Origin of the sequence: Qipengyuania benthica (assembly GCF_030717865.1) — a bacterium.
GTDB lineage: Bacteria > Pseudomonadota > Alphaproteobacteria > Sphingomonadales > Sphingomonadaceae > Qipengyuania > Qipengyuania benthica.
In genome coordinates this window covers 93,204-115,552 of record NZ_JAVAIL010000003.1, presented here as the reverse complement: position 1 = coordinate 115,552, position 22,349 = coordinate 93,204, and the positions used below count along the sequence as shown (strand labels likewise).

General features: G+C 66.1%; 20 protein-coding genes and 1 pseudogene. 11 read left to right on the top strand and 10 right to left on the bottom strand.

What is annotated here, in order from left to right; translation table 11 throughout:
- The first annotated feature begins 116 nt into the window (after positions 1-116).
- Positions 117-2,219 (top strand): malate synthase G, encoded by a 2,103-nt coding sequence (locus Q9K01_RS09585; RefSeq protein ID WP_305930026.1) that lies wholly within the window; start codon positions 117-119, stop codon positions 2,217-2,219.
- Between the two features lie 3 nt (positions 2,220-2,222).
- Here Q9K01_RS09585 and Q9K01_RS09580 read toward each other — a convergent pair whose 3' ends face one another.
- Complete coding sequence (locus Q9K01_RS09580; RefSeq protein ID WP_305930025.1) at positions 2,223-3,950, bottom strand: putative bifunctional diguanylate cyclase/phosphodiesterase; 1,728 nt, start codon at positions 3,948-3,950, stop codon at positions 2,223-2,225.
- 102 nt (positions 3,951-4,052) lie between these two features.
- Positions 4,053-4,463: pseudogene (locus Q9K01_RS15465) on the bottom strand (GAF domain-containing protein); the annotation flags it as partial.
- 405 nt (positions 4,464-4,868) lie between these two features.
- Between Q9K01_RS15465 and Q9K01_RS09570 the strand changes: the two are divergent.
- Complete coding sequence (locus Q9K01_RS09570) at positions 4,869-5,600, top strand: Crp/Fnr family transcriptional regulator (RefSeq protein ID WP_305930023.1); 732 nt, start codon at positions 4,869-4,871, stop codon at positions 5,598-5,600.
- 24 nt (positions 5,601-5,624) lie between these two features.
- Here Q9K01_RS09570 and rsmA read toward each other — a convergent pair whose 3' ends face one another.
- The 4 genes from rsmA to Q9K01_RS09550 form a co-directional block, all read right to left on the bottom strand.
- Positions 5,625-6,446, bottom strand: a complete 822-nt coding sequence (rsmA, locus tag Q9K01_RS09565) for a 16S rRNA (adenine(1518)-N(6)/adenine(1519)-N(6))-dimethyltransferase RsmA (protein WP_305930022.1) — start codon at positions 6,444-6,446, stop codon at positions 5,625-5,627.
- A 124-nt stretch (positions 6,447-6,570) separates the two neighbouring features.
- On the bottom strand, positions 6,571-7,605 hold the full coding sequence (gene pdxA / locus Q9K01_RS09560; protein WP_305930021.1) for a 4-hydroxythreonine-4-phosphate dehydrogenase PdxA: 1,035 nt from the start codon (positions 7,603-7,605) through the stop codon (positions 6,571-6,573).
- 9 nt (positions 7,606-7,614) lie between these two features.
- A complete protein-coding gene (locus Q9K01_RS09555; protein ID WP_305930020.1) occupies positions 7,615-8,955 on the bottom strand; it encodes a peptidylprolyl isomerase in 1,341 nt (446 codons plus the stop codon).
- Between the two features lie 177 nt (positions 8,956-9,132).
- Positions 9,133-11,529, bottom strand: a complete 2,397-nt coding sequence (locus tag Q9K01_RS09550) for an LPS-assembly protein LptD (RefSeq protein ID WP_305930019.1) — start codon at positions 11,527-11,529, stop codon at positions 9,133-9,135.
- Between the two features lie 103 nt (positions 11,530-11,632).
- Between Q9K01_RS09550 and Q9K01_RS09545 the strand changes: the two genes are divergently transcribed.
- The 5 genes from Q9K01_RS09545 (at position 11,633) to ndk (ending at position 14,777) form a co-directional block, all read left to right on the top strand.
- The gene (locus tag Q9K01_RS09545) at positions 11,633-13,087 is read left to right on the top strand and encodes a leucyl aminopeptidase (RefSeq protein WP_305930018.1); all 1,455 of its coding nucleotides are present in this window, start codon (positions 11,633-11,635) and stop codon (positions 13,085-13,087) included.
- A 30-nt stretch (positions 13,088-13,117) separates the two neighbouring features.
- A complete protein-coding gene (locus Q9K01_RS09540; RefSeq protein ID WP_305930477.1) occupies positions 13,118-13,255 on the top strand; it encodes a DUF2256 domain-containing protein in 138 nt (45 codons plus the stop codon).
- 4 nt (positions 13,256-13,259) lie between these two features.
- Entirely contained in the window at positions 13,260-13,697 is a 438-nt protein-coding gene (locus Q9K01_RS09535; RefSeq protein ID WP_305930017.1) for a DNA polymerase III subunit chi, read from the top strand.
- Positions 13,698-13,727: 30 nt separating this feature from the next.
- A complete protein-coding gene (locus Q9K01_RS09530; protein ID WP_305930016.1) occupies positions 13,728-14,243 on the top strand; it encodes a hypothetical protein in 516 nt (171 codons plus the stop codon).
- A gap of 111 nt (positions 14,244-14,354) precedes the next feature.
- Positions 14,355-14,777 (top strand): nucleoside-diphosphate kinase, encoded by a 423-nt coding sequence (ndk, locus tag Q9K01_RS09525; protein ID WP_305930015.1) that lies wholly within the window; start codon positions 14,355-14,357, stop codon positions 14,775-14,777.
- 66 nt (positions 14,778-14,843) lie between these two features.
- On the opposite strand, the gene Q9K01_RS09520 is transcribed toward ndk, so the two are convergent.
- From Q9K01_RS09520 to purM, 3 genes are read right to left on the bottom strand one after another with little or no spacing between them, the layout of a single operon-like run.
- Positions 14,844-16,028, bottom strand: a complete 1,185-nt coding sequence (locus tag Q9K01_RS09520) for a sulfotransferase family protein (protein WP_305930014.1) — start codon at positions 16,026-16,028, stop codon at positions 14,844-14,846.
- A 44-nt stretch (positions 16,029-16,072) separates the two neighbouring features.
- Positions 16,073-17,038, bottom strand: a complete 966-nt coding sequence (gene purN / locus Q9K01_RS09515) for a phosphoribosylglycinamide formyltransferase (protein ID WP_305930013.1) — start codon at positions 17,036-17,038, stop codon at positions 16,073-16,075.
- Positions 17,031-18,128: a phosphoribosylformylglycinamidine cyclo-ligase gene (gene purM, locus Q9K01_RS09510; RefSeq protein WP_305930012.1), complete on the bottom strand. Its 1,098-nt coding sequence runs from the start codon at positions 18,126-18,128 to the stop codon at positions 17,031-17,033. The genes purN and purM overlap by 8 nt, the downstream gene beginning before the upstream one ends.
- A 67-nt stretch (positions 18,129-18,195) precedes the next feature.
- Here purM and Q9K01_RS09505 point away from each other — a divergent pair, with 67 nt between their 5' ends.
- From Q9K01_RS09505 to Q9K01_RS09490, 4 genes are read left to right on the top strand one after another with little or no spacing between them, the layout of a single operon-like run.
- On the top strand, positions 18,196-19,482 hold the full coding sequence (locus Q9K01_RS09505; RefSeq protein ID WP_305930011.1) for a heavy-metal-associated domain-containing protein: 1,287 nt from the start codon (positions 18,196-18,198) through the stop codon (positions 19,480-19,482).
- 17 nt (positions 19,483-19,499) lie between these two features.
- Positions 19,500-20,108 (top strand): P-loop NTPase family protein, encoded by a 609-nt coding sequence (locus Q9K01_RS09500; RefSeq protein ID WP_305930010.1) that lies wholly within the window; start codon positions 19,500-19,502, stop codon positions 20,106-20,108.
- A gap of 28 nt (positions 20,109-20,136) precedes the next feature.
- Positions 20,137-20,850, top strand: a complete 714-nt coding sequence (gene epsC, locus Q9K01_RS09495) for a serine O-acetyltransferase EpsC (RefSeq protein WP_305930009.1) — start codon at positions 20,137-20,139, stop codon at positions 20,848-20,850.
- Entirely contained in the window at positions 20,850-21,209 is a 360-nt protein-coding gene (locus Q9K01_RS09490) for a DUF2794 domain-containing protein (protein ID WP_305930008.1), read from the top strand. Before epsC ends, Q9K01_RS09490 begins: the two co-directional genes overlap by 1 nt.
- Before the next feature lie 3 nt (positions 21,210-21,212).
- Here Q9K01_RS09490 and Q9K01_RS09485 read toward each other — a convergent pair whose 3' ends face one another.
- The gene (locus tag Q9K01_RS09485; protein WP_305930007.1) at positions 21,213-22,271 is read right to left on the bottom strand and encodes a hypothetical protein; all 1,059 of its coding nucleotides are present in this window, start codon (positions 22,269-22,271) and stop codon (positions 21,213-21,215) included.
- Positions 22,272-22,349 lie beyond the last annotated feature (78 nt).

Genomic DNA, 22,349 nt, shown 5'->3' with positions numbered 1-22,349 from the left:
CCATCCGCTTGCCAAGCCTGGCGCAGCCCGCCATATGCGCGCCATCTCCTCCCCGGGATTCACACAGCAGTCTGACCGCCTCCCTGTGCGGTCGCCAATACGGGTGAGCAGATTCCATGAATGATTATACGACACGCGCCGGTATCGAAGTCGATACCGCACTGGCCGAATTCCTCGAAAACGAGGTGCTCGCCTCGCTGGATTGCGATGCCGAGGCCTTCTGGTCGGGTTGTGCAGACCTGCTGGGCAGGTTCGTGCCGCGCAACAGGGAATTGCTGGCGAAGCGCGAGGAACTGCAGGCAAGGATCGACGCCTGGCACCGCGAGCGCGCCGGCCAGCCGCATGATGCGGACTCCTATCGCGCCTTTCTTGCGGAGATCGGCTATCTCGTACCCGAGCCGGGCGAATTCCGGATCGGTACCGAGAATGTCGATGCCGAAATCGCGACCATGGCCGGCCCGCAGCTGGTGGTGCCGATCCTCAACGCGCGCTTCCTGCTGAACGCGGCGAATGCGCGCTGGGGCAGCCTCTACGACGCGCTTTACGGCACCGATACGCTCGATGCGCCGCCTGCGCTGCCGGGTGGCTACGACGAATTGCGCGGCCAGGCGGTGATCGCCGAGGCCAAGCGCTTTCTCGACCAGACGCTGCCGCTCGCGAACGGCAAGAGCTGGGCGGCACTCACGGCAATCGGGGACGATCACATTCCTCTGGCCGACGAGAGCCAGTTCGTCGGCAAGAGCGAGAACGCGCGGCTGTTCCGCAACAACGGGCTGCATATCGAGGTCCAGTTCGACCCCGCCAGCCCCGTCGGGCGGCAGGACAGAGCGGGGATCAGCGACATCCTGCTCGAGGCGGCGCTTACCACGATTGCCGATCTGGAAGATTCGGTCGCCGCGGTCGATGCCGAGGACAAGCTGCTGGGCTATCGCAACTGGCTCGGCGTGATCCGCGGCGATCTGGAAGAAAGCTTCGCCAAGGGCGGCAAGAACGTGACCCGCAGGCTGGCCGAGGATCGCCGCTACAGCGATCCGCAGGGGCAGACCTTCACGCTGCCGGGGCGCAGCCTGATGTTCGTTCGCAACGTCGGCCATCTGATGACCACTCCGGCGATGCGGTTCGCAGGCGAGGATATTCCCGAAGGGCTGATGGATGCGATCGTCACCGGGGCGATCGGGGCGTTGGACGTGGCGGGCAAGACGCGCCTGGGCAACAGCCGCAGCGGCTCGATCTATATCGTCAAGCCCAAGATGCACGGGCCCGAGGAATGCGGTTTCACGAACGATCTGTTCGATGCGGTGGAAGACCTGCTGGCTCTCCCGCGGCACACCATGAAGGTCGGCGTGATGGACGAGGAACGCCGCACCAGCGCCAATCTGGGCGCCTGCATCCATGCGGTGAAGCACCGCATCGTCTTCATCAATACCGGCTTTCTCGATCGCACCGGCGACGAGATCCACACCTCGATGCAAGCCGGTGCCATGCTGCGCAAAGGCGCGATGAAGGATACTGCTTGGCTCAGGGCCTACGAGACGCGCAATGTCGGCATCGGACTGCGCCACGGCCTGTCGGGTCGTGCGCAGATCGGCAAGGGGATGTGGGCGGCGCCCGATCTGATGGGCAAGATGATGATCGAGAAGATCGGCCATCTGCGCGCCGGCGCGAACACCGCCTGGGTCCCGAGCCCGACTGCGGCCACGCTCCACGCGATCCACTATCACCGCGAGGATGTATTCGAGCTCCAGCGGGGGCTGGGCGAGGTGCCCGGGCTCGACGAATTGCTCACCATCCCGCTCGCCGAGGGGGTGAACTGGTCGGACGAGGAAGTCCGCGAGGAACTCGACAACAATTGCCAGGGACTGCTCGGCTATGTGGTCCGCTGGATCGATCACGGGGTGGGCTGCTCCAAGGTGCCGGATATCAACGATGTCGGGCTGATGGAGGATCGCGCCACCCTGAGGATTTCCTCGCAGCACGTCGCCAACTGGCTGCTCCATGGCGTGGTGAACGAAGGTCAGGTGATGGATTCGCTGCACCGCATGGCCGCCAAGGTCGATGAACAGAATGCAGGCGATCCGGCCTACGAGCCATTGCTGGCGAACGAGGACGGCGCCGCCTTCAGCGCGGCCAAGGCGCTGATCTTCCAAGGCGTGGAGCAGCCCAGCGGTTATACCGAGCCGCTCCTCCATGCGTGGCGCGCTCGCAAGAAGGCGGAATAGGACCTAGGCCGCCGCCGAGGAGAGCGATCGCCGCTCGCCATCGCCATAGCGCCCCAGCGTCAGCTGGCCCAGGTCCTCGGCGTGCCCGAACAGGAACCCTTGACCCAATTCGCAACCCATCTGCTGCAGCAGGCGGCTTTGGGTGGCGGTTTCGACCCCTTCGGCGATGACGCTCAGTCCCATGCTGCTGGCCATCCCGATGAGCGCGCGGACGATCTTCGAGGCGTGCTGATCGTTCGCCATGGCCTGGATGAAGCTGCCGTCGATCTTGACCTTGTCGATGGGAAAATCGCGCAGATGGCTGAGCGAGGAATAGCCGGTGCCGAAATCGTCCAGCGCGATGCTGACGCCGTTGTCGCGCAGCTCGGTGAGGACCCGCCGCACCGCCTGGGCGTTGTCGACCAGCAGCATGGTCTCGGTCACTTCCAGCGTGATCCGCGACAGGTCGATCCGCTTCTCGCGCATTTGTGCCATTAGCTGGGCGGCAAAGCCGCTGGCCAGCAGATCGGCTTCGCTGGCGTTGATGCTGACGAATTCGAGCGCCGGTTCGGAGCGCTTGAGCGCGACGAATTCGTTGGCGACCTGCTCGATCATGCAGGTGCTGACCTCGCGCGACAGGAACGGGTCGATGAGCGCGGGGAAGACTTCGGTTGCGGTGATCCGACGACCCATGCGGCTGGTAATTCGCATCAAGGCCTCGAACCCGACCAGCCGCCCGGTGCGCAGTTCCACTACGGGTTGGTAGGCGGGAAAGATGCGATCCTCGCGGATTGCCGTGCGCACTTCGTTCAACGCGTATTGGCGCGCCACATTGCCCTGTTCGAGACCGGCCTCGTAGACATGGACCTTACCCGGATCGCGCTTCTTGCCGTGATAGAGTGCGGTATCGGCGCGGCGGACGAGTTCCTTGACGCTGGTTCCGCTCGTCCCGATCGCCAGGCCTGCTGTGGCGCCCATTTCGATGAGATGGCCCGAAATGTCGGATTGGTACCGCAATTGCTCCAGCAGCTGTTTACCGATCGCCCTTGCCTGCTTGCTCCCGGTCTGGGGCGGAAGAACCACGGCGAATTCGTCGCCACCCCAGCGCGCTGCGAAGCCGCCTTCGGGCGTAGCCTTGGCGATGTGCTCGCCGACCTCCTTGAGGATGATGTCGCCAACGATATGGCCGACGACGTCGTTCACGTCCTTGAACCCGTCGAGATCGATCAGCAGGACTGCGACCTCTTCGCCGGTTCCGTTCGCTTCCGACAGCCGTTGCTGCAGCGTCCGGTCGAAGGCGAAGCGATTGTACAGTCCGGTCAGACTGTCGTGCTCGGCGGCATGGTGGAGCGCCATGCGCGCGCGGTAGGATTCGGTTACATCCTGCACTACCCCGACCAGCCGTGCCGGGTGCATGCCATCGGCCTCGACCCGTTCGGCGGCAAGTCTGACTCGCTTCCGCTTCCCCTCGCCGAGCAACAGGTCGGTTTCGATATCGAATGGTGTTCCCGATTCGATCGCTTTCTCGCAGCGCTCCTCGATTTCGCGCCGGTCAGCAGGCTCGTAGCCCTTCATCGAGGCCTTGAGAGTTCCGCCCCCGGTTCGCGAGCTTTCGAAGACGGCCTGGGTCCCCTCGGACCATTTCATCTGGTCGGCTTCGATGTCCAACTCCCAGGCCCCCATCCTGGCGACAGCCTCGGCCTGTCGCAGGATCCGGTTCGAGGTGAGCAGGCGATGATTCTGATCATGCACCTCCCTGGTCAGTTTCTGCCCTTCGAGATGAATGGTGTGGAGTTCGAGGATGTCTTCGACGACGCGCGCAAAGATTTCGAGACGAGGAAGATTATCAGGCGCGAAGCGGTCCGGACGGCTGTCGATCACGCACAGCGCACCCACGAAGGCTCCACGCGAATGTCGGAGCGGGTAGCCCATGTAGGAGCTGATATGCGGTTCTCCGACCACACATTGATTCTCGCGGAAACGGGCGTCGTCGCGGGCGTTGCCGACGACCAGCGGCTGCTGCGTATTTACCACATGGGCGCAGAACGAGGCAGCGAGAGGCGCGCTGTCGATTTCCATACCCACACCTGCGAGGAATCTCTGCTCGGTCGATTTGACCAGCGAAACCAGGGAGATGCGACACGCGAACTCATCTGCACAATGGGTTACGATCCGGTCGAGCGAGGCACGGACCCGATCGGCGACATTCTCAAAGGAAGATGCGAGTTCTCCGCGCAGGGTTTCCTCGCGAGATCCGTGTTTCAAAACGCTTCGCTCCGTGAATTGCGATAGGTTGTCATAATAGATCAATTTCGTGCTTTTCGGATCGCGGGTGTCGTCAAAAGGAACGGCGCTCCGCTAGCGCGGGTTCGACGCAACGGGCGGGTCCAGTCGAAATGCAAAGTCTCGCTGCTCACAATCATCCGATCTGTTGTCGGCACAGTCTGCGCAGCAATAATCTTGTTTCTCGTTCTGCCCTCTATAATACGCCTCTGCAGCAGAGACTTATCTTTGATCCGCGCGCCTTCCCGCCCCATCGCTCATTTTGCTAACTAAATCTATGTATATAAACGGGGTCATTAACGTGAGATATATGGCCGAAGCTATCTTACCACTGGCAGGTGTGAGTTCGCCGCAGAATCGCAACGGTTCGGCCTGAGGGAAATCTGCGTGTCGCTTCAGAAATTCATCGACCGGCTAAGAAGGCATTCCGAACTCGAAGAAGGTGATATCGCCAGGCTGAAGGCGCTCGAGAGCGTAGCACGGGTTGTGGCGCCAGGAGATTTTTCGGTCCGCGACGGAACCAGTCCGACCACCTGCTCTTTGCTCACCTCTGGCGTCGCCGCGAGCCACAAGATCGTGGGTAACGGTGGGCGCCAGATCGTCGGCGTTTTCTTCGCCGGTGAATTGCTGGATTTCGACGGATTGTTCCTGCCGTCGATCGACTTCAACGTGCAGGCGATTTCCGAATGCACGATGTCTCGGTTCCATTGCGAAGACCTGATGGAGGTGGTTTTCGAACATCCCGCCATCGGCAAGGCATTGTTCCGCGAAACGGCGTTGAACGCTTCGATATCGCGCGAGTGGATGGCCAATCTGGGCAGGCGGGACTCGCGCACCAAGATTGCCTATCTGCTGTGCGAACTCTCCGTTCGGCTGTCGCATTCACAAGGTGCCGAGGGGCATGATTTCGTCCTCCCGCTGACGCAGGAACAGATTTCGGACATCATCGGGGTAACTCCGATGCATGTCAGCCGGGTGCTGAAAGAACTCGAGAACGATGAACTGATCTCGCGCAACCGCCGCATGATCGAGGTGATCGATTGGGAGATGCTGACCTCGGTCGGTGATTTCACCCCGCGCTATCCACAAATGCCGGACGACCAGTCTACGGGCAGCTGAGACCGGAGCCGGCGCGTCTTCGCGTCAGCCCAGCAGGCGCGCGATCCCGACGAAATCCTCCACCGCCAGCGTTTCCGCACGGCGCTGCGGGTCGATCCCCATGGCTTCGAGCGCGCCGAGCGCACCGGGCACGCCCTTCAGGCTCTGGCGCAGCATCTTCCGACGCTGGCCGAAAGCCGCCTCGGTCAGCCGCTCGAGTTGGCGCGCGCTCACGCCCGAAGGCATCGCAGCGGGCTCGACATGGACGATTGCACTCATCACCTTGGGGGGCGGGGTGAAGGCGCTGCGGTGGACCTTCATCGCGAGACGCGCGCTGGTGCGCCACTGCGCGAGAACGGCGAGCCGGCCATAGGCCTTGGCGTCGGGCGTGGCGACGATGCGCTGCGCGACCTCCTGCTGGAACATCAGCGTCAGCGAGGTCCAGCGCGGCGGCCAGTCCTGCCCGCCCAGCCATCGGACGAACAGCGCGGTGCCCACGTTGTAGGGCAGGTTGGCGACAACCGCATGGGGTTCGCCCATGATTGCGTCGTGGTCGAGCTTCAGCGCATCGCCTTCGATCACCGTCAGCCGGTCGGGGAAGGCGTCTTGCAATTCGCCGAGCGCGGGAAGGCAGCGGCGATCCATCTCGATCGCGGTGACCCGCGCCCCGGCGCGCAGCAGCGCGCGCGTCAGCCCGCCGGGTCCGGGGCCGATCTCGAGCACCGCAATGTCCTGCAGCTCGCCCGGAACGGCAGCGATCCGGTCGAGCAGATGCTCGTCGAACAGGAAGTTCTGGCCGAGCGCCTTGGAGGCGCTGAGCCCGTGGCGAGCGATCACTTCGCGCAAGGGAGGAAGGTCTGGATGCATATCGCACCCCCTTAGCTCGTCATCGCGGGCGAAGCGAAGCAATCCCTAGCAAGAGGGACGTGGCTCGCCGCTAGGGGTGGATTGCCGTGCCCCCTGAGGGGGCCCGCAATGACCGATGCAGAGCTCAGGGCTCGCGCCGCGTGCGCCGGGTCGCGCATTCGGTGGCCATCCGCAAAGCAGCGAAGGTCGCACCCGGATCGGCGATGCCTTCGCCCGCGATTGCGAAGGCGGTGCCGTGATCGGGGCTGGTCCGCACGATCGGCAGTCCGAGCGTCACATTCACCCCCTCGTCGAAATCGAGCGCCTTGAGCGGGATCAGCGCCTGGTCGTGATACATCGCCAGCGCGACATCGTAGGTCGCGCGCGCGCGGCGGGTGAACAGGGCGTCGCCGGGATGCGGTCCGGTGGCCTCGATCCCTTGCTCGCGCAGCGCGGCCACGGCGGGGGCGATGATGCGAGCCTCTTCGCTCCCCATCCGTCCGTCCTCGCCCGCATGCGGGTTGAGCCCCGCCAGCGCGAGGCGCGGGTGCTCGATGCCGAAATCCTCGCGCAGCGCCCGCGCGACTATCTGCGCCTTGTGGATGATGAGGTCCACTGTCAGCCGCTGGGGAACCTCCGCCAGCGGACAGTGGACCGTGAGCGGCACCGCGCGCAGGCTCGGCCCGGCCAGCATCATCACCGCATCGCGTTCGGAGACGCCGCATTGCTGCGCCAGGAACTCGGTCTGCCCGGGGTGGCCGAAGCCAGCGAGCGCCAATTGCGATTTGGCAACCGGCAGCGTCACCAGCGCCGAGGCCTCGCCCTCGCGCACCGCGCGGCAGGCTTCGGTGAGCGAGTGGAGAGCCAGTTGCGCCCCTCCGGCGTCGGGCTTGCCGGGCGCATAGACGCCATCTCGCGAGGACAACACCGGCAGGCCGCGGTCGAACAATGCCGCATCGACCGCAGCCATGGTCTCGACTGCGACGATCGGCACTTCCAGACCACGGCTGCGCGCCGCGCTTGTGACGATGTTCGCCCCGCCGACAACCACGAACGGCGCCAGCCCCAGCGAGCGGCGCTGGAACCACGCCTCGGCGATCAGCTCGGGACCGATCCCGGCCGGATCGCCCAGCGAGAGCGCGAGCGGCGGGATCTCACCGGGCGGGTGCGATCCGCTCACCCTTCGATCTCAATTGTAGACGATATAGGCATCGTTGCGCAGATCGCGCAGATAGCGCTGGGCGCGCTTGTTGACGCGTTCGTCCTCGATCTGGCCCATCAGCTGGTCGAAGTCGGGACCCGCTTCGGCCTCCGGATCGTCGCGGCCGCACAGCATCAGCACGCGGATGCCGTCTTCCACCGAGCCGAAGGGCGGGGTGGTCTGGCCGATCTGCAACTGCAGCACCGCATTCTGGAGCGATTCGGGAAGCGAGCGTGCGCGGATCTGGTCGTTGGTGACCACCGTGGCGCCGATCGCGCCGGCGGCGTTCTCGGCATCGCCGCAGCCGCGGATCGACTGCATCGCCTGCGCGAATTCGCCGGCACGGGCGGTAGCCTGCGCTTCGGTGGTGGCCGGTTCGAAGCCGATCGAGATCTGCTTGAGGCTGAGCAGCGCATCGCGCGGATCCGCTGTCAGCACCTGGCGCTTGTCGATCAGATAGAGGATCGAGAAGCCCCCGGGGACGGGAACCGGGCCGACCAGCTGACCGGGCTGCATCTCGCGCGCCACGGTAGCGAGTTCGGCGGGCAATTGCGCCAGCCGCACCCAGCCCAGATCGCCGCCGACCGCAGCGGTGGAGGCTTCGGAAAACTGCCGTGCATAGCCGACGAAGCTGCCGCCCTGACGGATCTGCTCGATGATCCGCGCGGCGTTCTGCTCGACCGCGGCCCGGCTCTCGGGGGTTGCCGAAAGGAAGATTTCGCCCAGCCGATGTTCTTCGGTTCCGCGCGACGCCTCGAGCCGTTGGAGCAGCTCGTTCACCTCCTCTTCGGAGACATTGACGAACGGCGCCACATTGCGGCGCAGCAGCCGCTGCCAGGCGAGTTCGCCCTGGATCTGGCGCTTGAGCGAGACCGGCGAGGAGCCGATGCCGATCAGATAGGCATCCATCGCTCCGGTGTTCTGACCGAAATTCTGCTGCGCGAGCCGCGCATAGGTCTGGTTGATCTCCTCGGGCGCGATGGCGATTTCCTGCGCCTCGGCTTCCTGGATCTGCAGCGTCTCGTCGATCAGATTGCGCAGCACCTGCATCCGCAGGCGTTGCAGCTCTTCGCCGCCGATCTCGTTCTCGCTCGCCGCGGTGACCAGCGCGACCCGGTGATCGATGTCGGTCCCGGTGATCACCGCTCCGTTCACCACCGCGGTCGCGGTGCGCAGATTGGGCGTCTGCGGCCCGACGATGGTGATGTTCTCGGGCAGGTCGAGCGCATTCGCGGTGGACGCGGAAGCCTGCGCCGAAGCGGCGGTCGGCGCCGCGACGAGCCCGGCCAGCGCGAGAGTGGAGACCAGATTGGAAAGCGTTTTGCGCATCACGTGGTTATCGTCCCAATGCGGCGTCGTTTGCCAACGCCCGGATATGGCTGTGGTCCCTGCCAATCGCAGGCTGAACCGTAGCTGATTGGCGCGCCGGATAGCGCGTTTGCGGCGCGCTGCCAACGGGGCCGCGCACGGCGTCGCGGCGCAGGCCCCGGCGCGGTGCCGAGGCTTTCAGCGGAAACCCAGATTGCGCAGGCTGAAGTAGAGCTGGAAGGTATCGCCGCGTTCGGCATCGCCGCTGCTGACATAGTCGCGCCGCCAGGTCAGCCCCATCTCGATGCAATCGTCCTGATAGGCGATGCCCAATCTGGTGCGGATCGCCTCGAAACCGTCGGAATCCAGCGTCGGGTCCTCGAACCGATCGGTGAGGTTGAACACGCCCGAGCCGAACACCGACCAGTAGTCGAGGAAGGCCACGCGCACTGCCGCGCGCAATTCCTCGCGGTCCTGCAGATCCTCGACCTCGGTGATATCGCGATTGAGCCGCAGATAGCCGATTTCGGCATAGGTCCGCGCGGAGCCGACGGTGGCGTCGATCTCGTTGCGGCGGATCGCCAGGCTATCCTTGTCGAGCCGGAAGCGGTGGGTGAATTTGACGAAGTCGCGAAACCGCACCTCGGTTCGCCCGACCACGTCCGAAACCCGCTCCGACAAGCCGGTGCCGTCGATCAGGATACCGGGATCGCGGTCGAGGGAGTAGGACTGGCCAAGCGTCGATTTGACCTCGAGCCCGGGCCGCCGCAGCTGCCAGTCGAAACCATAGGTCAGCCGCACCCCGTCCTCGATCCGGTCGTAGCCGGGAAAGCGGTTGAGCGCGAAGAGGTTGGAATCCTCCAGATCGATCGCGCGGGCATCCTCGTTGGGGATCGCGAGATTGCGGATCGGCGGGGTCGCGACCAGTTGCAGGCGCGGGGTGAACACCTGTTCGCCGCCCGCCAGCGGCCCGATCAGTGGCCATTGCAGATCGACCGCCGCCAGCGCGATCCCGCGCCCCTGCCAGCCTGGCTCGCCGCGGTAGAGGGGGGTTGGGGTGAGCAGATTTTCGTCCGAATGATAGACGTCGCCGCGCAGCATACCGGTCAGCTGGACCACCTGGCCGAGCCCGGTGATCCGCCGCAGATCCCAGCGCGCGCGGGCGAAGGCGCGCTGCGTGTCCTGCCCATCGCGGCGCAGGATCGCGAGGCTGTTCGCCTGCAGTTCGACCTGGCCGCCCAGCAGCGGATCGGTGAGCCGCTTGCGGTAGTCGATCGCCGGCAGCGCCAGCGGCACCTGTCCCTGATCGGCGCCCAGCCGCAGCGTTTGCACTGCCCAGCCGGCGATCGAAAGGTAGGAATCGCGGTCGATCCGTTCGAGTTCGACCATCGAGCGCAGCCGGTCGTCGCGGCTGATGTCGTAGCGTCGCAGGAAGGTGCGGTCGCTCGCCACCCGCACCGATCCGGTCAGGCTCCAATGCGGGGTGAACTGGAACTTGCCATTGGCGAACAGATAGCCGCGCGGATCCCGCTCGGTGGTCGGCGCGCCGGTGAAGCTGGAGATGCGGCTGCTGTGGGTGGCGTAGCCGGTGATCTGGAACGCGCCCTCGTCGGCGAGCTGGCGGTATTGCCCGCTCACCATCGGCGGCGCTCCGGTGAACAGATAGGCGCTGGCGGTCAGGTCCTTGTTGGGTGCCAGCCGCCAGTAGTAGCTGCCGCTGACCTCTACCCCATTGCTTTCCGAGATCCGCAGGTCGGGGACCAGGAACCCGGCCACCGCGCCCCCGTCGGTGCGGATCGCCAGTCCCGGCAGCGGCAGGATTCGCGCGCCGAACAGTTCGAGATAGGCGTTGCGGAACCGCACTTCGCTGTTCTGCGGATCGTAGCTGACCCGTTCGGCGGTGATCCGCCAGCTGGGCGATTTGTCGCATCCTTCCGGCGTCGTCACCGCGCAGGCGCTGTAGGCCGCCCGCGAGAGCGTGATCGTGCCATCCGCCTCGCGCAGGCCGGATTGCGCCGCCAGCCGCCCTCCCTGCCGCAGCGCCAGCAGCAGATCCTCCATCGCCCCGGTCTCGAATTCGTCGGTCAGCGTGACCGTGTCGGAATAGAGTTGATTGCCGTTCTCGTCGACGAAGCGGACCCGACCGGCGGCGAGAATCTCGCCGCTCTGCCGGTTCCAGGTGACGCGATCGGCGCGCACCGAACGGTCGCCGCTGCGCAGCACCACATTGCCCGCCGCGGTGACGGTATCGCTGGGCTCGTCGTAGCTGAGCGTCTGGGCCTCGAAGTGGATCGTGCGGCCATCGTCCGCTTCGCTCGGGATCGGTTCGGCTCCGGGGACGGGTGCGATCGCCTGGGGCAGGCCCTCGTTCTGCTCACCTGTGAAAACCGGGTCGGCCGCGTCGGGCAGATCCACCGGCTCCTGCGCGGTGGCCATTCCGGCGGCCGCGCCTTCCTGCGCCGCCAATTGGGCGGGGGCGAGCACGAAGGCGAGCGAGCAGGCCGATGCCGCCAGACGCGCCCAAGACGAGCCGGCCCCAAGCGAGCGGGCCTGAAGCGAGCAGGAACGGGTCGCACGGCGGCGGGGCGAGGGCATGCCTTGCCTATCGCATTGCGTCGGCCTAATCGCAATCGCCATCCGAAAGGGGGCGTCGCGGCCCGGAGCCGCAGCGTCCCGATCCAGAATTCCGGGAGATCCCATGAACATCGAATTTAGCCAGTCCCGTCCTGAAGGGCTGCGGCTCATCGCCCAAACCGCCGACAAGGGCAAGCTTCCCGACGGCCTCGAACAGGCCATGACGGAAGGCGCCCAGGCGGCGCGCTTCAAGGGTCGCACCGGCCAGCTGTTCGACGGTTTCGTCGAGCGTGGCGGCGCGGTGATCCGGCTCGCCGTGGTCGGCGCGGGCGATCCGGGCGATGCCAAGCGCTCCGCAAATCTCGAGCGCGCCGGCGCGGCTCTGGCGGCGAAGTTCCAGTCCGCCGGGGCCGAGACGATCGGCGTCGACGGTGGCAACCTCAAGGTGCAGGAGCTGGCGCATCTGCTGCTCGGGCTGCGGCTGCGCAATTGGCGCTACGACGTCTACCGCACCAAGCTCAAGGACGAGCAGAAGATCACGCTCAAGAAGGTGGTGGTGTTCAACGCTCCCGACGGCGGCGAAGCGGCGTGGAAGGCAGTGGAGCCGGTTGCCGAGGGGGTCGAGTTCACCCGCGAACTGGTCACCGAGCCCGCCAATGTGATCTATCCCGAAAGCTTCGTCGAACGCTGCCAGCAACGCTTCGAAGGCACCGGGGCGGAGCTGATCGTCCTCGACGAGACGCAGATGCACGATCTGGGCATGGGCGCTCTGCTCGGCGTCGGCCAGGGCTCGATGCGCGAATCGCGCATCCTCGCGATCCGCTGGAACGGCGGCGAACAGGGCGGAGCGCCGGTGGCCTTCGTCGGCAAGGGCGTGACCTTCGATACCGGCGGAATCTCGATCAAGCCGGGTCCCGGCATGGAAGACATGAAATGGGACATGGGCGGCGGCGGCGCGGTTGCGGGCGGGATGCTCGCGCTGGTCAAGCGCCAGGCCAAGGCCAATGTCATCGGCGTGGTCGGACTGGTCGAGAACATGCCCGATGGCGCGGCGCAGCGCCCCGGAGATATCGTTACCTCGATGTCGGGCCAGACGATCGAGATCCTCAACACCGATGCCGAAGGGCGGCTGGTGCTGTGCGACGCGCTCCACTGGGTCCAGCAGGAGTTCAAGCCCGCCCGGGTGGTCGATTTTGCGACGCTGACCGGCGCGATCATCGTGTCGCTGGGTCACGAGCACGCCGGGGTGTTCTCCAACAACGACGATCTTTGGGCCGATCTCGAACAGGCCGGCAAGACCAGCGGCGACAGCGTCTGGCGGATGCCGATGGGCCCCGCCTACGACAAGATGCTCGAATCGCCGATCGCCGACATGAAGAACATCGGCGGCAAGGCGGCCGGATCGATCACCGCGGCGCAATTTCTCCAGCGCTTCATCATGGACGAGACCCCTTGGGCGCATGTCGACATCGCCGGCACGGTCTGGACCGACAAGCCGGGCGCGACCTGGGACAAGGGCGCGAGCGGCTTCGGCGTGCGGCTGATGAACCAGCTGGTCGCCGATACGATCGAAGGCTGAGCCACGCAGGTGGCGGGCGGCACGGGCAGGATGCGGCAAAAGGGCGACCTGCCATCGAAGACCTGTGCCGCCTGCGGTCTGCCCTTCGCCTGGCGTAAGAAATGGGCCCGCGATTGGGAGCAGGTGAAATTCTGCTCCGAGCGCTGCCGCCGCGCGCGGGCGGCGTGAGGCGATGCGGGTCGATTTCTACCAGCTGAGCCGCGATCCGGTCGAACAGGTCGTGCCGCTGCTGGCGCGAAAAGCGCTGCAGGCCGGGCAGCGGCTGCTGGTGGTGAGCGAGGACGAGGAACGGCGTGCCGCCATCTCGCGAGCGCTGTGGAGCGAGGGCGGGGCGCATTTCCTCGCCCATGGCGAGGCGGGCGAGCCGCACGCGGCGCGCCAGCCGATCCTGCTCTCGGAGACCTGCACCGCACCCAACGAGGCGCGCATGGTGGTGCTCGCCGATGGCCGCTGGCGCGAGGAAGCGGGCGGTTTCGAGCGCGCCTTCCTGCTCTTCGATGCTGCGGCCACACAGGATGCGCGCGAATTGTGGCGCAGTTTCCGCAATCGCGAGGCGATCGAGAGCCATGCCTGGAAACAGGAGGGTAACGGCTGGACCGAAGTGGGGTGATCCCACGTTGGGTGGATAAAGGAGACTCCCATGCGCCCCGTCGGCACCGCCCTTCTCGCCACTCTGACCACTCTCGCCCTTGCCGCCTGCAGTCCCGAAGCCGAGCAACCGGTCGAGGAGCAGCCGCGCCAGGAATTCGCGCCCGGCAGCTATGAGGTCGATCCCGCGACGGGCGAGACCCGCGCGGTGGTCAACAATGAAGACGGCACCACTATCATGCGCGCGGGCGAGACGGTGCCCCCGCGGCTGCCGGAGGGGTTCTCGATCTATCCCGGCGCCGAGATCCGCAACACGATCCAGATTGGCCGCGACGATGCGACCGGGGTGGTGGTTTCGCTGGCGAGCGAGGACAGTCTCGCAGATCTGGTCGCGTTCTATCGCCGCCAGGCCGAGGCCGCCGGGGTCGATGTTGCGATCGACCTGAAGACCGGCGCGATGACCACGATCGCGGGCGAAGCGCCGGACGGCACCAGCTTCGCCTTCCAGGCCAGCGGCGCGACCGGCGAGACCACCGGGCAGCTGACCCTGAGGCGCGGCCTCAACTGACGCTCGCTCAACTGACGCTTGCCCGCGCGCGGGCGCGGCGCTAGGGGCGCGGCCAATTCCACGACATTTTCATCCCTGCGACCCATCCCTGCGACAACGAGGATATTCCCCATGGCGACCACCCGCACCTTTTCGATCATCAAGCCCGATGCCACCCGCCGCAACCTGACCGGCGCGGTTACCAAGATGCTGGAGGAAGCCGGCCTGCGCGTCGTCGCCTCCAAGCGCATCCTGATGACCGAGGAGCAGGCCAAGGGCTTCTACGAAGTCCACAAGGATCGCCCCTTCTACGGCGAGCTCGTCAGCTTCATGACCAGCGGCCCGGTGGTGGTCCAGGTGCTCGAGGGCGAGGACGCGGTGAAGCGCAACCGCGACGTGATGGGCGCGACCAACCCCGCCGACGCCGCCGAGGGCACGATCCGCAAGGCCTATGCCGAGAACATCGAGGCCAATTCGGTCCATGGTTCGGATTCCGAAGAGAACGCCGCGACCGAGATCGCCTTCTTCTTCAACGACGACGAAATCGTCGGCTGATCCGGCTGGCGGGAGAAGGCGGGGCATCTCGCCTTCTCCCCCGCCGGTTCGCGAGCTGCTTGAATTTCAGGTCTGGCGAGCCGTTCCGGTTTGGGTGCCCGGTTCCGCACCCTGCGATTTGAAGCCGGCGATCTGCGCGCGATGTTGCCCGTGGCCGTCGCGCGAGGCGCGCGCGCTTTCGCGGCGCATGGCAATCCGGGCTTCCGGTGAAAGACCGATTCCCAGATCTTTATAGATGCGTTCCACGACCGCCTCGCTGTCGATGTCGAACTCATCGAAGTCCACTCGGGCAAGCGGACCGTCGAATTGGGCCAGCGCGGCCTCGATCCGGGCCTTGCGCAGCGCGATTTTCCGCCGCCATTCCGCTCGGATGGCGGCAAGATCGGCATGATCCGACTGGAACGCGAACTGGCTCGCGACCATCGAAACCGAACTCTCCAGCACCGCCTCCTCGTCACGCCGGGCGACGATGATGCGGGCGTCGGGAAACTGATCGAGCAGCGCCGGCAGCGCCTCCGAAAATTGCGGAACCTTGAGCACCCGCGGCAATCCGGCATTCCCCGTCGCCGCGGCATCGCTGCGCAGGATCCGCGCAAATTCGCGATAGATCGGGGTCGGATCGCTCGCTTCGTTGAAGGCGACGAAGCTCGGTATGCGCCACTGCGCCTCGTATGTGCAGGCGTCGAGCGCGTAGGACAGCCAGCTGATCTCCTCGTCCACCCGCGTCGCGCCGAACGGGTGTAGCGTGTCGAGCCAGGGATTGATCCGTCGGCCAATCGCCAGCGCGAAACCGCTCTTGATCGGGCGCCAGTCGGGCCTTCTCGGGACCGGGTCGAACGCATTGCAGAAGCGTGTCCCGGCATGCGCGGGATCGGCGGACAGCAGCCGATGCAGCCGCGTCGTCCCGGCGCGCATCTGGCCCACCACCACGATCGGCGACGCGATCCGCGTCGTCGCCAGTTCGGGCCGCTCGCGCCACAGCCGGCCGAGCGCATGCCGCTTGCGGATCGCTGCGGTGAGCTGGCCATAGGCTAGGGTGTGGCCCAACGCGTTGAGCCGTGCTTCGTCGCGCAAGGAGCGGCACAGGACCTCCAGGCGTTGGCGAAAATCGGCGATGTCCTGAGGTTCTCGGAGCGAAGTCTCGTCTTCCGCGCAGAAGCCTGCGCTGCCCTTTTCCCACAGGAACTCGGGCTCAAGCGGCGGTTTCGGCGTCACGTGTTCCCACAGCAACTCGACCATGCGCGTCGCCAATTCAGCCGCTCGCGAGCGGGCCAGGGGATGCGCGCGGGGGGGCATCAGAATTCGTCCGCCGCGTCCCGGAACTTCGTCGCGCTCTTGGGTGCTACCTGCCGCCAGCTGTGCTCAAGCCGGTCGGCCACTCCCTCCCAATCGACCCCGGCCCGGTTGAGGATCAGCCCGATCCAGCCGCTCGCGCCGTAATAGGCGGGCTTGTAATAGGCCATCGGCTGCGCTTCGACGAGAGCCTCCAGTTCGTCCATTCCGCTGCATTTCACCAGCAGCGAGATATGCGGCGTCCCGTGATGTTGGTCGGAGAAATAGGCGAAATACTTGCCGGTCTTCGCGCTCCCCGCGCGCCAGCCGGGCGAGCCATGGCTTTCGCGCTCGTGCGTCTCCGGCAGCGCCAGCGCCAGCGCGCGTACCCGCTCGAGCAGCCAGGCGGCATCGTATGGCCGCGACACATAATCGGCGAGCACGCGCGGATAGAGCTGGTGTTCGGCCAGCCGCACGCGTTCGGCCAACCCGTCTGCGGTCTCGTCGGGGCGAATGGCGACCGGGATTCGGCCCAGAACCTCGCCCATATCGAGGTCTTCGGTCACCAGATGGACCGAGGCACCGCCCTCGCTGTCGCCCGCCGCAATGGCTCGGGCATGGGTGTCGAGGCCGGGATATTTCGGCAGCAGCGAGGGATGGATGTTGAGCATCCGTCCCGCCCAGTGCGCGACGAAGCTAGGTGTCAGAATTCGCATGTAGCCGGCGAGCGCGATGTACTCCGCTCCGGCATCGCGCGCCGCCTGCTCCATCGCGGCATCGTGATCGGCGCGTGCCATTCCGCGATGCGCGAGCGCGAAGGTGGGCACGCCTTCCGCTGTGGCGAGCGCCAGCGCTTGTGCGGCGGGATCGTTGCTGGCGACCAGCACGACCTCGTAGGCAGCATCGGGAAGGCGGGAGGCGTAGAGCAGCGCCGCCATATTGCTGCCCCGCCCGGAGACGAAGACGGCGACCCGGGCCTTGTCAGCCACTATGCGTCACTTCCCAGGCCTCGCTGGCGGACCACACTCCGCCGCCCCCGCGCACGGTGCAGCCGCGTGTCCCGGAAACTATCTCGCCCACCGCAAGCACGATCTCTCCCGCATCTTCGAGGCGAGTGCGGACGATTTCGACTTGCGCCGGTTCTACCGCCAGCACCATGCCGATGCCGCAATTGAAAGTGCGCGCCATTTCTTCGGGCTCGATCCCTCCCTCCGCCTGGAGGAAGGCCATCAGTTCCGGCTGCGCCCACAGACCGGCATCGACCCTGGCGTGCGCGCCTTCGGGCAGCACGCGCGGGATGTTTTCCAGCAAGCCGCCGCCGGTGATATGGGCAAGCGCATCGATCAAACCGTCGCGCACCAGCGGCAGCAAGCTAGCCACATAGATGCGGGTCGGCTCGATCAGCGCCTCGATCAGCGTAAGTGCGGCGTCGAAAGGGGCAGGCGCGTCGAGCTGCCAGCCTTTGTCTTCGGCCAGCCTGCGCACCAGTGAATAACCGTTGGAGTGAACGCCCGAACTGGCGAGGCCGAGCAGCACATGGCCGGGTGCAACCCGTTCGCCGGTGACCTGTTCGCCGCGCTCGACCGCGCCGACGCAGAAGCCGGCGAGATCGTAATCGCCCGGCGCATACATTCCCGGCATCTCGGCGGTCTCGCCACCGATCAGCGCGCAGCCGGCCTGCTTGCAGCCTTCGGCGATTCCGGCGACCACGCGTTCGGCGATGCCGTTCTCGAGCTTGCCGGTGGCGAAATAATCGAGGAAGAACAGCGGTTCGGCGCCCTGAACGATGAGATCGTTGACGCACATCGCGACCAGATCGATGCCGACGCTGTCGTGGCGGTCGTGATCGATCGCCAGCTTGAGCTTGGTTCCAACCCCGTCGTTCGCGGCGACCAGCAGGGGATCGTTGTAACCCGCCGCCTTCGGATCGAAAAAGCCGCCGAACCCACCCAACTCGCTGTCGGCGCCGGGGCGGGCGGTGGCCTTTACGAGCGGTCCGATCGCCTTGACCAGCGCGTTGCCTGCGGCGATCGAAACGCCGGCATCGGCATAGGTGTAGGGGGAATTCTTGCCATCCATGCCGGGTGCTTTAGCATTCCCGCTTGGATTCGCACGGGGCTTTGGGCAAAAGGCCGGTGTTTTCCCCATGATGCGCTTTGCTCTTCCATCCCTCGGCCGATCGCGGGCCCTGCTGATCGCCGCTCTGGCGCTGCTTGCGCTGGGCGCGGCGGCGCTGGTCGCGCAGGTCGCCGGCGAGCGCGGGATCGCCCCGATCGCAGCTTCGCGCGACATTTCGGTAACCGGGGTGGAGGTGGACGTCACCGGCGACAATGCCCAGGACGCCCGGGCGAAGGGTTGGGAAGTGGCCCAGCGCAAGGCTTGGGAGCGGCTCGAGGGGCCGGAACTGTCCGATTCGCAGATCGCTGCGGTGGTCTCCGCAATCGTGATCGAACGCGAACAGCTTGGCCCGCGGCGGTATATCGCAAGGCTGGGGGTGATCTTCGACCGCCAGCGCGCGAACGCCTATCTCGGCGGCGAGGAGCAGGCGCAGCGTTCGGCGCCGATGCTGCTGGTTCCGGTCACCGTTTCGGCGGGGACGCAGCTGGTCTACGAGATGCGCAATCCCTGGCAGCGCGCCTGGGCCGAATATCAGGCGGGCTCTAGCCGGATCGATTACGTCCGACCTTCGGGGGCGGGAAGCGATTCGCTGCTCATCACCTATGGCCAGACCGGGCGGCGCAGCCGGCTGTGGTGGCGCAATGTCCTCGATCAGTTCAGCGCTTCGGATGTGCTGATCCCGATCGCCAATCTCGATTATTCCTATCCCGGCGGTCCGGTAACCGGCAAGTTCACCGCGCGCTACGGCCCCGACAACCGCTTTCTCGCCAGTTTCGCGATGACAGCCCCCAATCCCGAAGCGCTGCCGGCCATGCTCGAGAAGGCGGTCATGCGTTTCGACGCGATCTTTGCCAAGGCTCTGGCCGACGGGCTGCTCAAGCCCGATCCCACGCTAAATCTGGGCACCCCGGAAATCGACCCGGCGCTGCTGCGGCTGATCGAGGCCGGGCAGGCGGCGGATGCGCGCGAGCGCGAGGCGCGCGCCGCCCGCGAACGCGCGGATCGCGAGCGTGAGACCGCCGAGACCGATGGCACGATCAGCGCCGCGCCGATCAATACGCCTCCGCCCGAAGGTTCGGTCGGGCTCTATACCGTGCAGGTCCAGACGCCCGATGCCGCCGCCTTCAACGCTGCGCTCGCGGATGTTCGCGGGTCCTCGGGCGTGCGCAACGCCGGGATCCGCAGCACTGCGATCGGCGGCACTTCGGTGCTGACGGTAAGCTATGCGGGTTCGATCCAGGAGCTTGCCGCTGCACTGCGCGCGCGCGGCTTCACGGTGCAGCCGGGCAACAACGCGCTCCTGATCAGCCGCTAGGCAGAGGCGCGCCGCCGATGTCCCAGATCGCGCTCCCTCTCGAATCCGGCGACAACCTCCCTTCGCGCATCGTCGTGGGCGCGGGCAACCGCAGCGCGGTCGATGCGCTTGCCCGGCCGCAGGACTGGCCTTTTCGCACCGCAGTGCTGCTGGGGCCGCCGCGTTCGGGCAAATCGCTGCTGGCGCGCTGGTTCGAAGCCGAGGGCCGCGGCGAGGCGATCGACGGTGCGCAGGATTGGGACGAGACCGAGTTGTTCCACCGCTGGAACCGCGCGCAGGAGGGTGGTCGTCCGCTGCTGCTGGTCGCCGATGACGCCGAGTGGGACATTGCGCTGCCCGATCTGCGCTCCCGGCTGGGCGGATCGCTGCAGCTTGCGATAGCTCCGCCCGACGATGCCATGGTGGCCGAGCTTATCGCCGCGCATGCCGAGCAGCGCCGCCTCGTGCTGGCCGATGGGGCGGCGAGCTACCTCGTGCCGCGCCTGACCCGCAGCTATGCCGCGATCGAGCGAGTGGTCGCCGAGATCGACCGGATTTCGCTTGAACGCAAGGCGCCCGCCACCATGTCGATCTGGCGCGATGCGCTGGATGCCGTGGAGGGGCCCGAGCAGGCCCGCTTGCTTTGATTCGCCAATAGTGGAAGAATCCCGACCGATGATCGACCGTCTGTTTGCCTATCTCGACTCGATCCGCGCCCGCGATCCCGCGCCGCGCTCGCGTTGGGAAATGCTGCTCTATCCCGGCGTCTGGGCGCTGTTCTGGCATCGGGTGGCGCATTGGCTGTTCGAAGCCGAGCTGTTCTTCCTTGCGCGGCTGGTCAATCACACCAGCCGCTTCCTGACCGCGATCGACATTCATCCCGGCGCGAAGATCGGGCGCAATTTCTTCATCGATCACGGCTTTTCGGTGATCGGCGAGACCGCCGTGATCGGCGATGACGTGACGATTTATCAATGCGTCACGCTGGGGGGGACGAACCCGACCAATGGCGTGGGCGGCAAGCGTCATCCGACGATCGGCAACAATGTCATCATCGGTTCGGGGGCGCAGGTCATAGGGCCGATCACAGTCGGCGATCGCGCGCGGATCGGTGCCAATGCGGTGGTTACCGACGAAGTGGCCGAAGGCGCGACGATGGTCGGTTTCAAGGCGCGCAGCACGCTGGTGCCGGTTGAAACCTATATACGCGAATTCATGCCTTATGGCACACCCTGCAATGAACCCTGCGAACCCGATCCGGGCCGCATCGCCGCGCTCGAAAAGCAGCTCACCGAAATGCGCACCGAGCTCGACAGCCTGCGCAGCGCCTTGCCTAAAGCCGCCGCAGGAGCAGAGGACGAGAGCCTGCGCAGCGGTACGCAGGACTGATGGGGCACCCACCTTCGGTTTCGGGCACGGTGCTGCCCTTTCCGCAGCGCACGCCGCTCCAGGTCGCGTTCACCCGTACCGAGCTGGTCCGCATCCTCGATCTCTATGGCCGCATGGTCGCGGCGGGCGAATGGCGCGATTATGCGATGGATTTCGCGCGCGACATGGCGAGCTTCGCCGCGTTCCGCCGTGCCGCCGAACGCCCGCAGATGCGGGTCGAGAAGCGCCCCGCGCTGCGCAACCGCCAGGGCATGTGGACGCTGTTCGGCGAACACGGCCAGGTGCTCAAGCGCGGTCACGAGCTCGTCGGCGTCCTTGCGCCGATGGAGCGGCGCCTGCTCAAGGCGGTCGAGGACTGACCCTCAGGCGGTGGCGGGGAGCCGCGCCGTCATGGTGGCCGGCATGGCCGTCACCACGGCGCGGCGGATGGGCGTCCACATCGCGCTGAGCGTCAGCAGGGCGGAGCCGATCACCAGCGCGGTGAGCGCAAAGCTCAATTCCACCGCGCCGAAGCGATCGAACAGCATGGTCAGCGCGATCAACACGTAGGCGAGGGCGGAAACCAGCAGTGCTCGCCGATCGACGGCGAGTGCGACCAGCCCGAAAGCGACGTAGATCGCCAGCACGGCGAGCGCCGCGCCCAGTCCGAAACTGCTGCCATCGGTCACGCCGATCAGCGAGAACACCGGATGCGCGATCATCGGCGCCGCGAGCAGGTGCAGCCAGAAGGCGACATCGCTGCGACGGGTTCCGCGCGTCGGATCGCTCATGTCCCAGCGCATGGCGAAGGCGAAGACCACCAGCCCCACTAAGAACACGATGCCCAGCACGACATCGCCGACACTGTCCGAATTCGGTCCGATCGCCGCAACGATCAGCGCAACCACCGTGGCTGCGAGCGCGGCGGTGCCCGCAGCGATCGTGATGGGCACCATGAAGCGCTTCCAGTGCAGCCAGGCCGCCGCAGCTGTGATCAGGCCGGCCAACGCAATGAGCAGCACGCCCACGGTCTCGCGGGCGGGGTCGTTTCCGATGAGTTCCAGCGAGAGTCCGACCAGCGTGGAAAATACTCCGCCGACGAAGGCGAGCAGGAGGATGATGGAGGGCAGCGCCATGCGTTTCTTGCGGGTGAAGAATTCGGCAAGCAGCCAGGAAGTGCCCGCCACCAGCGCCGCGCCGGCCGGGGAAGGCCCGGCATTGCTTTCATAGATCGATCCGCCGATCGCTGCCATGGCGACGAGCAGGATGACCACGCCGATCGAGACGAAGACATCGTTGAACCCGGTGATCAGGCGGAAATGCTCGGCATCGGCCGGTACGGAGTCGTTCTGCGCGGCGACATGGGCGCGCAGTGCATCGGCGGCCTCGGCGCTGATCGCGCCCGCCGCAACTGCGGAATTGAGATCCTGCTGGCTGTACACGGCCTATTCTCCCCATCCTGAAGACAGGGAGAATAGGCTCGGTGTATTACGGCGTCAATACGCCGCATAAGCGGATGG

What these genes read in the sequence shown, in the direction of transcription:
- purM (WP_305930012.1), bottom strand. Translation starts at nt 18,128, where the DNA reads ATGGATGGCAAGAATTCCCCCTACACCTATGCCGATGCCGGCGTTTCG.
- Q9K01_RS09500 (WP_305930010.1), top strand. Translation starts at nt 19,500, where the DNA reads ATGTCCCAGATCGCGCTCCCTCTCGAATCCGGCGACAACCTCCCTTCG.
- epsC (WP_305930009.1), top strand. Translation starts at nt 20,137, where the DNA reads ATGATCGACCGTCTGTTTGCCTATCTCGACTCGATCCGCGCCCGCGAT.
- Q9K01_RS09530 (WP_305930016.1), top strand. Translation starts at nt 13,728, where the DNA reads ATGCGCCCCGTCGGCACCGCCCTTCTCGCCACTCTGACCACTCTCGCC.
- ndk (WP_305930015.1), top strand. Translation starts at nt 14,355, where the DNA reads ATGGCGACCACCCGCACCTTTTCGATCATCAAGCCCGATGCCACCCGC.
- Q9K01_RS09535 (WP_305930017.1), top strand. Translation starts at nt 13,260, where the DNA reads ATGCGGGTCGATTTCTACCAGCTGAGCCGCGATCCGGTCGAACAGGTC.
- Q9K01_RS09550 (WP_305930019.1), bottom strand. Translation starts at nt 11,529, where the DNA reads ATGCCCTCGCCCCGCCGCCGTGCGACCCGTTCCTGCTCGCTTCAGGCC.
- Q9K01_RS09540 (WP_305930477.1), top strand. Translation starts at nt 13,118, where the DNA reads ATGCGGCAAAAGGGCGACCTGCCATCGAAGACCTGTGCCGCCTGCGGT.
- Q9K01_RS09545 (WP_305930018.1), top strand. Translation starts at nt 11,633, where the DNA reads ATGAACATCGAATTTAGCCAGTCCCGTCCTGAAGGGCTGCGGCTCATC.
- Q9K01_RS09505 (WP_305930011.1), top strand. Translation starts at nt 18,196, where the DNA reads ATGATGCGCTTTGCTCTTCCATCCCTCGGCCGATCGCGGGCCCTGCTG.
- rsmA (WP_305930022.1), bottom strand. Translation starts at nt 6,446, where the DNA reads ATGCATCCAGACCTTCCTCCCTTGCGCGAAGTGATCGCTCGCCACGGG.
- Q9K01_RS09490 (WP_305930008.1), top strand. Translation starts at nt 20,850, where the DNA reads ATGGGGCACCCACCTTCGGTTTCGGGCACGGTGCTGCCCTTTCCGCAG.
- Q9K01_RS09555 (WP_305930020.1), bottom strand. Translation starts at nt 8,955, where the DNA reads ATGCGCAAAACGCTTTCCAATCTGGTCTCCACTCTCGCGCTGGCCGGG.
- Q9K01_RS09585 (WP_305930026.1), top strand. Translation starts at nt 117, where the DNA reads ATGAATGATTATACGACACGCGCCGGTATCGAAGTCGATACCGCACTG.